Source organism: Paraburkholderia sp. SSBN10T, from assembly GCF_056619545.1.
Genome location: NZ_JBWQQI010000039.1, coordinates 39,342 through 49,626 on the forward strand (window position 1 = coordinate 39,342; position 10,285 = coordinate 49,626).

The 10,285-nt window shown below is 59.0% G+C and carries 8 protein-coding genes; 2 read left to right on the forward strand and 6 right to left on the reverse strand.

Features of this window, described 5'->3' with window-relative positions:
- Positions 1–47 precede the first annotated feature (47 nt).
- Both AC1ECK_RS35635 and AC1ECK_RS35640 read right to left on the reverse strand, forming a co-directional pair.
- The gene (locus AC1ECK_RS35635) at positions 48–1,463 is read right to left on the reverse strand and encodes a cation:dicarboxylate symporter family transporter (protein WP_480327811.1); all 1,416 of its coding nucleotides are present in this window, start codon (positions 1,461–1,463) and stop codon (positions 48–50) included.
- A 34-nt stretch (positions 1,464–1,497) separates the two neighbouring features.
- Positions 1,498–2,868 carry a class-II fumarase/aspartase family protein gene (locus AC1ECK_RS35640; RefSeq protein ID WP_480327813.1) on the reverse strand — a complete coding sequence of 457 codons (1,371 nt, stop codon included), beginning with the start codon at positions 2,866–2,868 and terminating at the stop codon, positions 1,498–1,500.
- Positions 2,869–3,041: 173 nt separating this feature from the next.
- Here AC1ECK_RS35640 and AC1ECK_RS35645 point away from each other — a divergent pair, with 173 nt between their 5' ends.
- Positions 3,042–3,773 carry a GntR family transcriptional regulator gene (locus AC1ECK_RS35645; protein WP_480327815.1) on the forward strand — a complete coding sequence of 244 codons (732 nt, stop codon included), beginning with the start codon at positions 3,042–3,044 and terminating at the stop codon, positions 3,771–3,773.
- Positions 3,774–3,875: 102 nt separating this feature from the next.
- Here the strand turns inward: AC1ECK_RS35645 and AC1ECK_RS35650 are convergent, their stop codons facing one another.
- Positions 3,876–6,176 carry a putative bifunctional diguanylate cyclase/phosphodiesterase gene (locus AC1ECK_RS35650; RefSeq protein WP_480327817.1) on the reverse strand — a complete coding sequence of 767 codons (2,301 nt, stop codon included), beginning with the start codon at positions 6,174–6,176 and terminating at the stop codon, positions 3,876–3,878.
- 535 nt (positions 6,177–6,711) lie between these two features.
- On the opposite strand from AC1ECK_RS35650, the gene AC1ECK_RS35655 reads away from it, so the two are divergent.
- Positions 6,712–7,638, forward strand: coding sequence for a DMT family transporter (locus tag AC1ECK_RS35655; RefSeq protein ID WP_480327819.1), 927 nt, complete (start codon positions 6,712–6,714; stop codon positions 7,636–7,638).
- Positions 7,639–7,686: 48 nt separating this feature from the next.
- On the opposite strand, the gene AC1ECK_RS35660 is transcribed toward AC1ECK_RS35655, so the two are convergent.
- The 3 genes from AC1ECK_RS35660 to AC1ECK_RS35670 all read right to left on the reverse strand — a co-directional run.
- A complete protein-coding gene (locus AC1ECK_RS35660; RefSeq protein ID WP_480327825.1) occupies positions 7,687–8,430 on the reverse strand; it encodes a pyridoxal phosphate-dependent decarboxylase family protein in 744 nt (247 codons plus the stop codon).
- Positions 8,364–9,059, reverse strand: coding sequence for a pyridoxal phosphate-dependent decarboxylase family protein (locus AC1ECK_RS35665; protein WP_480327821.1), 696 nt, complete (start codon positions 9,057–9,059; stop codon positions 8,364–8,366). The genes AC1ECK_RS35660 and AC1ECK_RS35665 overlap by 67 nt, the downstream gene beginning before the upstream one ends.
- An 814-nt stretch (positions 9,060–9,873) precedes the next feature.
- Positions 9,874–10,285, reverse strand: a 412-nt coding sequence (locus AC1ECK_RS35670; RefSeq protein WP_480327823.1) for a LysE family translocator, incomplete at its 5' end; no start/stop codon positions are given.

Consider the following 10,285-nt stretch of genomic DNA (forward strand, 5'->3'; position numbering starts at 1 on the left):
CGGTCCACGGCATCAGCCAATACCACGCATTCGATGCTTGAACGCCGTCACAGCGAAGTGCCCGCGCTCTTCATCGGAATTCCATCCGGATGCGGATTGGCATCGCTCATATCTTCCGGCAGCAGATTGCCGTCTCCGAGACCGGCATCTGCCCGAGCGGTTTCCGGGTACCGTTCGGGATACAGATGCCGCTGCGCAACGCTGGCATCGAACGTTCGCGACCACTTGGCGATCACCACTGTAGCGAGGCTGTTGCCGATCGTATTGCAGGTTGCGATGGCCATCGACATGAACCGATAGACACCGAAAATGATCGCGAGTCCTTCTACCGGCAGAATGCCCGTCGAGGACACAGTCGCGGCAAACACCACGAACGAACCGCCCGACACCGTTGCCGCGCCTTTGGACGTCAACAGCATCAGCAGCAGCAAACCGATCTGATGCTCGAGTGTGATCGGCACGTTGTACGCGTGCGCGATGAACATCACGCCCATCGACATGAACAGCGACGTGCCATCGAGGTTGAACGCGTAGCCCGTCGGCAATACGAGCCCGACAGTCTGCTTGGCGCAGCCAAGTCTCTCGAGCTTGATCAAAAGGCGCGGCAGTGCGCTTTCCGATGACGCCGTGCCGAGCACGATGATGATTTCGTCCTTGATGTACCGCAGAAAGCGCCACAAACTGAAGCCAGCCAGCTTCGCGATGATGCCCATTACGATGACGATGAACAGCACCACCACTGCGTAAAAACTGAAGACGAGTTGCGCCAGCGCGATCAGTACAGCAGTGCCGTTACTGCCTACCGAGTAGGCGACCGCGCCGAGAGTGCCGAGCGGGGCAAGCTTCATCACGAGGTTGATAAACGAGAACAGCACCTCGGAGACGAGATCGAACCCTTCGATGATCCTCACGCGCCGGCTCTCCGGAATCGCAAGAATACCGATGCCGACCATCACCGCGAGCACCACGACCTGCAGCAGTTCACCCTTGACGAATGCGCCGATAAAGTTGTCCGGTACGAGGTGCATGACGAACTCACCGAAACCTTGCGGCGTGGCTTTGACCGCGGTTGCCGGCATCGCGCCGACGGCGACGGAGGTCATGCCTTTGCCGGTTTGCAGCAGATTGCCGGCAAGCAGACCGACCATCAGCGCGATCGTCGAGACGACCTCGAAGTAGACGATCGAACGCCAGCCGACCCGGCCCGCGCTCTTCACGTCGCCGGCCGAGGCAATGCCGTGCACGATCGTGAGAAATACCAGTGGCGCGACGCCGGCCTTGATGAGCGAAAGAAAGATGTCGCCCAGAATCTTCAGTTGGGCGCCGAACTTCGGAAACAGCAGGCCGACCGCGATACCCAGTACCAGCGCGAGCAAAACCTGCATGCCCAGTTTGCGGTACCACGGTCGTTGCTTCGGCGGGGCGATGCTCGATTCGTCGCGTGATGCGTTCGCGTGATTCATTGTGTACTCCTCCACGTCCTTTGGGCGGGCGCGTTTAGATATCGCTGGACAGTTCCACGGCGCGGTCCACCATTTGGGGCGCGAGACCCAGATAGTTGGCGGGATCGGTCATTCGCTCGATAGCCGCGCGGTCGAAATGCGCCGTTACCGCCGGCAGGGCAGCCAGGGCCTCGGCGAGCGTGCCGCCGTGCTCATTCACCTTGCGGCAGGCGTCGTAGACGATGTCGTGAGCCTGCTGGCGTCCGGTGAAAGGCGCCATGCCCATCATTACGGCCTCGGCTACGATCAGCCCCTTGCTGATGCCGAGGTTGTGCTTCATGCGTTGCGTGTCGACGATCAGGCCGCCGAGCGCGAACTTCGCCTGATGCAGCGCGCCGGCCGAGAGGATGAAGCTCTCGGGAATCGCGATCCATTCGGCGTGCCACGGGCCGGTCGCGCGCTCGAAATCCTGGATCATCGCGTCGACCATCAGGCCCGCGTGCTGGCGCACCGCTTTGGCTGCGGCCAGCATCAGTTCGCTCGAAATCGGATTGCGCTTTTGCGGCATCGTGCTGCTCGCGCCGCGGCCTTTGACGAAGGGTTCATACACCTCGGCAAATTCGGTCGAGGCCATGATCATGATGTCGAGCGCGATCTTGCCGAGCGAACCGGTGACGAGCGCCAGCAGGTTGACTGCTTCCGCAAAACCGTCACGTGCTACATGCCAGGTCGTTGCCGGCACCCCGAGTTGGAGTTCTGCGGCCAGTGCCTTTTGTACCTCGAACCCTTTCTCGCCAAGCGAGGCCAGCGTGCCCGCCGCGCCGGCAAATTCAACCACGGCCACGCGCGGGCGAAGTTGCGCGAGGCGTTCCTGATGCCTGTCGAACATCACCAGCCAGATCGCGACCTTGTAGCCGAATGTGACCGGGAGCGCCTGTTGCAAATGCGTGCGGCCGGCCATCGGCGTGTCGCGGTGTTTCTTCGCCAGCTCGACGAGGATCGCGCGCAATTCGCGTATGTCGCCATCGATCATATCGAGCGCGTCGCGCACCTGAAGGGCCACGGCGGTGTCCATGATGTCCTGCGTCGTCGCGCCCCAATGGACGTACCGGCCGGCCTCGCCGCACATTTCGACGAGCTGGTGCACGAGCGGCAGGATCGGATAGCCGACGATGTCGGTCTCCTCGCGCATATGGTCGAAATCGATCCGCTCGATGCTGGATTCACGCGCGATCACCTCAGCGGCTTCCGCCGGGATCACGCCGACGCGCGCCTCGGCTTTCGCCAATGCCACTTCGACGTCGATATAACGCTGCACCAGTGCGTAGTCGGAAAACAGCGCGCGCATCTTCGCGGTGCCGAAGGCGTCGCGAAACAGGATGGAGTCGACCACGGTGCTGGCCATTGGGAGAGTGCGGTTCGTCATTGCGACTTCCAGGAAGGGTGGAAAAGAGGGACGACGCGAGCGCCCGTTAGGATTGGCGTCGCTCAATATGTCCGGACATATGTAAACTTAATATGTTCGAACATATGGAACAAGCTATGATTTACCCTGGCGTTCCAAAAACACGATTCCCACTCGCAACACTCGCAAAAGAGATGAACAGACCGCACTTCGCCGATATCGCGCGCGACTTGACCGAAGGCATTGCATCCGGACGCTATCCGGTCGGCTCGATACTGCCGACTGAGCTGGAGCTGCGCGATCAGTACCAGACGAGCCGCCATACGGTGCGGGCGGCGTTGCACGAGTTACAGCAGTTGGGTCTGGTGTCCCGCCGCAAGAACGCGGGTACGCGTGTCGAGTCCGCGCAACCCAGAAACGACTTCAGACCGTCGCTTGCGTCGGTGGACGACATCGTGCAATTCGGCTCCGAACACTTGCGTCTGGTGCAATCGACGGAGGAGATCGTCGCGAGCGGTAAGCTCGCCAGAACACTGCAATGCGCTGACGGTGCGCGATGGCTGCGTGTGTCGAGCCTGCGCATCGATGGGGACAGGCAGAGTCCGCCGGTCGGCTGGACCGACGTGTATATCGACCCTGCCTATACGGAAGTCGCAGAGGCCGCGCGAGTTCAACCGGATACGTTGATCAGTTCTCTAATCGAAGCGCGTTACGGCCGATGCATTGCGGAGATCCAGCAGGATGTGCGTGGCACGCTGATTTCGGCGGAGATGGCGGCAAGGCTGCAGGTCGACAAGGGGACAGCAGCGCTTGAAATTGTGCGGCGATATCTCGACTCAGCAGGCGAGACGTTCGAGGTGTCGATCAGCGTTCATCCGGCGGAACGTTTCTCGGTTTCCATGCGGCTGAAGCGCTCCGATGCCTAGTGGACGGGTGAACGACAGGCCGTCTCGAAGGTCCCCTCCACCTCGATACCGTTGAAAAATTCGTGCTTTGCTTGATGGCGACAGTTCGCCCGTGAACAGCGCTTAGCCTGCTTCGCGTAGGGTGGTTTGCTGGCGCTGCGTCTCTACCCAGCGCACAAAGTCTTCCGGTGGCAGCGGCGGCGAGTACAGATATCCCTGGTACATCAGGCAGCCGTGGCGGTGTAGAAAGTCGCGCTGTGCTTGCGTTTCCACGCCTTCAGCGATGACGCTCAGCTTCAGCACGTTACCAATGTTGATTACAGTCTGTGCCAGAGATTCGGCCATTGCATCGGCCCCGATACCCCGCACAAAGCTTTTGTCGATCTTCAGTTCTTTGACCGGGAACCGGTGCAGATAGCTCAGGGACGAGTAGCCCGTACCGAAGTCGTCTATCGACAGCGCTATTCCAAGAGCATGTATCGCAGCGAGCGATGTGCGAATGTCGTCGGCCGACTCATCGAACATGACTCGCTCGGTCATTTCCAGGATCAGGTCGGCAGGCTCCAGACCATGAACCCGCAGCGTGTGTGCGATAAAGCCTGGATAATCTGGACGCTTGAAGTCAGCGGCGCAGACATTCACTGATATGTTCGGTACAGCGATGCCCTCGGCGCGCCACTTGGCGAGTTGACGGCAGGCCTCGTCCAGCACCCAGGCATCCAGTTCTGCAATCAGGCCGCTTTCTTCAGCAATGGCGATGAAGCGGTCCGGCGGAATGATCCCCAGTTTTTCGTCGTTCCATCGAACCAGGGCTTCGGCGCCATGCAGTGTTCCCGTCACATCGACCTTGGGCTGGTAGGCGACGCTCAGGGCTCGGCCTTGCAAGGCTCGTTGCAGCGCGATTTCCAGTTCGAGCTGTTCCTTGGCTTGACGCTGATACACGGGAGCATAGAAATGCACCTGATTACGTCCTGTGCTCTTGGCCTTGTACATCGCCATGTCTGCATTACGCAGCAGGGTATCGGCGTCCTGCCCGTCGTGGGGATACAGCGAGACGCCGATGCTCGCACTGAGCGTGATGCTGGTGTCGTACTTCGCGTTGACGGTGATAGCCTGGTACAGGGCCTGCAGGATGTGCGCGGCAACGTGGGCTGCCCTATGTACGTCACAGTTTTGCAGGACTGCCAGGAACTCGTCCCCACCGAGGCGACCGATCACGTCCTCGCCGCGGACGCAATTGCGCAGACGCCGCGCGATTTCGCTCAACACTTCGTCACCGGCAGCATGGCCCTGCGTGTCGTTGACGCGCTTGAAACGGTCCAGATCAATGAACAGTATCGCGAACTGTGACGAATCACGGCTGGCGTCCGTCAGGATACGCAGCGTTTGCTGGTTGAGTTGCGCCCGGTTGGGCAAGCCGGTCAAGGCATCGAACCATGCCAGCGTTTGCAACTGACGTTCCATTGCGAATCGCCTGCGCAATTGTTCGCTGAACATCAGACATAGCATGATGGTAAGCGCATCCAGTACGGCAGTAACGGTACCAATGGCAAATGCCCGCTTACGCCACCCGGCGTAGATATCCCCGGTCGCCAGACCGACGACCACGACCAGTGGATAGGCCCCGATCCGCCTGAAGCTGTACAGGCGCTCGATATGGTCGAGCACGGCAACGTCGACATAGGTTCCGTGATCCGCTTGCACGAGCGGGGGAAAGGAGTGACCGCCGGCGAGCGTGCGGCCTATATCGTTCTCGTGATACGGTTGCCGCATCAGGACAGTCCCGTCTGTGCGCAACAGGGTAAGGGTTCCGTGATCGCCGAGTATCGAGTCTTCGAATAGCTGGTGGAAATAGCTTAGCCGGAGCGTGCCTGCAACAATCCCGGCAAAGTGGCCGTTTGCATCATCGAGACGCAGGCTGAGCGCTATCGTCGGTTGCCCAGAGTTGCCCAGGCGCGGCATGAAGGGCTTGCTGAGATACAAGCCAGCCCCTTTCTGCTGTTGCTGAACCTGAAAGAAATCGCGGTCGCTCACATTGAGCTTTGGCGGCAGAAGCCAACGGGAGTCCAGGACGCTGTTGCCGGCCGCATCTGTTGCGTATATCGCACCCAGCTCCCTTACATTCTTGGCCGCGCTGAAAGCGACGAGGTGCCGGGCATCGGGAGTGAGTTGGAGAGTACTGGGGGTTTCCATACTTGTCACGACATCCCGCATCGCAAGCTGGCAGATGTCGAGATTACGCTCGGTCTCCTTTTGCAGGGAGAGCACGAGGTTATTCGCGGCGTCGCTGGCCTGCGCCATTGCGTCCAGCCTCATCTGGTACAGCGAGACTACCGTGACGCCGGTGGTGGCAAGGGTGATACCAATCCCCGCAAAAATGAACAGGGCTGGTTTTGCCAGAATGGAACGCGCGATTCGAATCATGGTCTTCCGCATTGCGTCTGCATCCGGCCCGCTTAAAGATCAGCCATCAATTGTCAGTCGTTGTTCACCGTCAACCGGACTCCGGAAGCAACGCCGGAGCATGTGACCACCTGATTTCAGTCGCGCGCCCTGGCGGAGTAGCGCACCTTGTCGGCCGCGTTTAGCAATGGTTCGATCAAACTGCTGTTTTCAGTTGAGCCGGCGAGCCCGATACTGCATCTGTAAGCCGAAAGAAAAGTGCCATAGCGGGTGAACGAGGCGCCTGCCACACGGTGGGGCAGCAGATCAGTGCAGTATATCGACAAGAACGAAGAAATCTTTACGCCTTGCTTTCTCGATAGTTGCGTGCAGGGCTGGCACAGGGTGGTGGCGTCAGTTTGCGTCCGGCAGCAGCCGATAGAAACATTCGCAACATCGGCCCGTTTGCGGCCGCCGAATCACGACCAATACGTCCTACGGCGATGCCGCTTTTGTTCTATCAGCGGATTTTGGGCTTTGATCTACTGACGACCATACATTGGTTGGCGGGGCATGCATGATGAGAGATACCAAGGCTGCTTTCGTCCTTCTTGGCTTCATCTGGGGATCAAACTTTATCTACATGAAGTGGGCCACGACTCTGATCAGCCCAATGCAGATCGCCTTTTTGCGGGTACTGTTCGGCTTCCTGCCTCTGGCGCTTGCCGCATGGCATCGGGGAGTGATCAACCGTAGCCAGGTGCGTCATCTGCCGCACTTTTTCGTCATGGCTGCTGTGGCGACAGCTTTCTACTATGTTGCCATCGTGAAAGGCACTGCGCTGCTCCCTTCGGGCACCGCGGGCGTTTTGGGTGGCTCGATCGCTATATTTACCGCTATCTTCTCGCTATTGCTCCTGCGAACAGAGAAAGTGAACGGGTTGATGGTGGTCGGCGTGGTTCTAGGGTTTGCCGGCATTGTTCTGATTGCGCGGCCTTGGGAAGGTGCAGACAACCCCGTCGATCTTGCCGGCGTTTTCTGGATGTTGGCAGGTGCGATCGTCCTCGGGCTATCGTATGTTTACGTCCGCCGTTTTCTGTCGCCATTCAACCTCCCACCCTTGGCGTTGGTCACGTGGCAGATGGGACTGGCCCTGCTTATACTTACCTTGCTCACAGACTTCACCGGGATAGGGCACATACTTCAGGATTGGCGGGCGGCCGCCGGTGTCGTGGTCGGACTTGGTATCCTGGGAACCGGAATCGCCTTTTTGATCTACTACTTCCTGCTGCAGGAGCTCGGCGCGGTTGCCGCTGCGGGCTCAACCTACATTACACCTACCGTTGCGCTTCTAATTGGTTGGGTCGCCGGGGAAAAGGTCGGCGTATTGGAAGTGACCGCCATCGCCTTGATACTTGCCAGTATCGCGATGTTGCAGATTGGACGACAACGAGCAGCCCGCGAGACAGAACACTCAGTTCGCGCTGCCACCGCTCGCCCGTAGACTCGATTCTGTTCGCGCTTCTCACAGGCATACCTCGATACCCACGGTTCAACGCTGAGGTTGCGCAGCGGCTCGAACCATCGCATCGATGCTATGTTGCACATCAGCTTCGGTGGTCGCCCAATTCGAAACACTGATACGCATGGCTGGACGACCTTGCCAGATAGTCCCGCCGCACCAGCAGACACCTTCGGCCTGAAGATGATCGATCACGGCACGTGTGGCTTCCGGTGATCCGAACGATACAAGCACCTGGTTCAACACGACATCATTGAGGATTTCAAACCCGTGGTCGTTCAGCCCCTGAGCGAAGGAGCGGGCATGGCGGCATGTCCGCTCGACAAGACCGGCGATGCCATCCCGGCCGAGATTTAGAAGTGCAGCCCATATCTCGACGCCGCGTGCACGTCTCGAGGACTCGGGCGTATAGTGCGACGGTTCGCGATCGCCTGCGACACCTTCGGCCAGGTACGCGGCGCTGGCCGACATTGCCGCGCGGAGATCCGCCGGCCTGCGGACAAGAACGATGCCGCTGTCATAGGGAACGTTGAGCCATTTGTGCCCGTCCGTCGCCCAGGAATCAGCGTCGGCCAAACCCTCGGTCAAAGCGGTAAAGTCGCGATTTGCAAGTGCCCAAAGACCGAATGCACCATCGACATGTACCCATGCCTTGGCCTCGTGAGCTCGCCGGCAGACCTCGGCAGCAGGATCGAAGTCACCGGTGTTCACGTTGCCAGCCTGAATACAGACAATCGTATGGTCATCAAGCTTTGGAAGACTCTCAGGCCGCAGTCGACCTTGGCGATCGGTCGGGACCGTATAACGCGCTCGCGCCCGAGTCCAAGTAGCGAAAGTGCCTTCAATATAGTGACGTGGACCTCATCGCTGACGATCACGCGAAGTTCTGGAGCGCCATATAGTCCTTTGGCTTCCACATCCCAGCCGAGTCGGGAAAGAAGCGCGTGGCGGGCAGACGCCAATGCGGCCATATTCGCCATCGAGGCTCCGGTAACAAAGGCTCCTGCAACGCCATCCGGTAATCCAAATAGATATCTCAGCCATTGCAGGCACACGTCCTCAAGAGTCGCAGCGATCGGGGAGGTCCACCGAAAGCATGCGTTCTGGTCCCATGCTGCAGCGAGCCAGTTCGCAGCGACGGTTGCCGGCAATGCGCCGCCGATCACAAGACCAAAGTATCGCCCCCCAGTCGTGGCGATGGTCGCAGGAGATCCGATTTCGTCCAGGCGACGCAAAACTTCTCGCGCATCTACACCCTGTTGAGGAAGCGGGTGTTTCAATTCGTCGAGACGTTGCAGCGCTTGGCGGGAGGCGGTTACCGGTCGGTTGTGGACGGACTGCAAATAGGAGATGGCTCGCTGAGCGGCATCTTGAAAGAGTTCGTTTTTTGTGACTGCGTTCATTCGTGTCCCCGCGTGTTGAGCATCCGTGAAGTGTCCGTTCGACAAGACACTCCGGTTCGTTTGCTGTTCCTGCCTGGATCTGGACAGTAGTCTGGCACATCGGTGGGTTTCACGCTAAGCCAGGTGTATATGTGACACAAGCATGCAGGGTACTGGTTCTGCGCCGAAATAAACCCAGGCCGATTTCGTCTCCACGCTCTCGAGACAGAAGTACTCTCTCGGATAGAGTGCCTCGCTGGGCATTGGCAATCGGGCTTGATGATGCTGCTTACGGTACGCACACGATGCGATGTACGCTGGGAACGGACGAGTCTATGCTGCCGGGCGGAGTCTCGGCCACCAGATGTAATGTTCACAAATGCGCGGGGGACCCCGCCGTCCCTTTTGACCGGCACAGTGCACAATGAGGCATAGAGGTCCGTTGGGCCTTGAAAGCGGTCGCTCGCTTTCTGTTGGACCTAGTGGTCGATATGGGTCGAACTGAGCCGACTGCATCGGTAGGTGCGCCATCGCCTGTTAGTGGCGCTTCCACCGTGAGTCAACCTGACTCTAGGCTCGATACGTCTATCGAACCTTCTGAAGGCGAGGCCCTTCGTTTGACATGTACAGTGCCTTTGCTCTTACCGACACAGTTGCATTCACCATGTGATACAGGAGGGTCGACAAGGGAGGTTCGCGTCGAGATAGGGCAGGCGACTGACGGGCGCTGGCCGAACTTCCGGGTTCGGCCAACTTGGGACATTCAATTGAGCCGCCTGGATCGTCGACCATTATTGTCTGGTACCGCAATGAAGCACGCTTTACTTTCCAGTGTTCAATTGCGGCTCGCGATAGCAAGTTTCGCTGCCAATCCGGCGAAAACTGACGCAAGCAGATATTGAGGCGCCCGCGACTGACGGCGTCGGCTAGCCCACCGCCGGCTAAGTTGGCTGGCGGAAAGTATGACGACACCGTTCACGATCAGACCGATGAAGTTGAGCACTGTCGCGAGCGTCAAGATCTGAACGACCACTGTCCCATCTTGCGGACGTACAAATTGCGGGAACAGTGCAAGGACGAATAACGCCATCTTCGGATTGAGCAGATTGGTTAGCAGCCCCTGCCTGAAAATCGTTCCAACGGGAAAACGAGCTTCGCTTCCTGCCGGTGTAGCCGGGATCGGGGGCGCGCGAAAGGTTTTCCACGCAAGATAGAGCAGGTAGGTTGCGCCAGCGAATCGGACTAGA

Coding starts and splice junctions, on each gene's coding strand:
- AC1ECK_RS35635 (WP_480327811.1), bottom strand. CDS start 1,463: ATGAATCACGCGAACGCATCACGCGACGAATCGAGCATCGCCCCGCCG.
- AC1ECK_RS35640 (WP_480327813.1), bottom strand. CDS start 2,868: ATGACGAACCGCACTCTCCCAATGGCCAGCACCGTGGTCGACTCCATC.
- AC1ECK_RS35645 (WP_480327815.1), top strand. CDS start 3,042: ATGAACAGACCGCACTTCGCCGATATCGCGCGCGACTTGACCGAAGGC.
- AC1ECK_RS35650 (WP_480327817.1), bottom strand. CDS start 6,176: ATGATTCGAATCGCGCGTTCCATTCTGGCAAAACCAGCCCTGTTCATT.
- AC1ECK_RS35655 (WP_480327819.1), top strand. CDS start 6,712: ATGATGAGAGATACCAAGGCTGCTTTCGTCCTTCTTGGCTTCATCTGG.
- AC1ECK_RS35665 (WP_480327821.1), bottom strand. CDS start 9,059: ATGAACGCAGTCACAAAAAACGAACTCTTTCAAGATGCCGCTCAGCGA.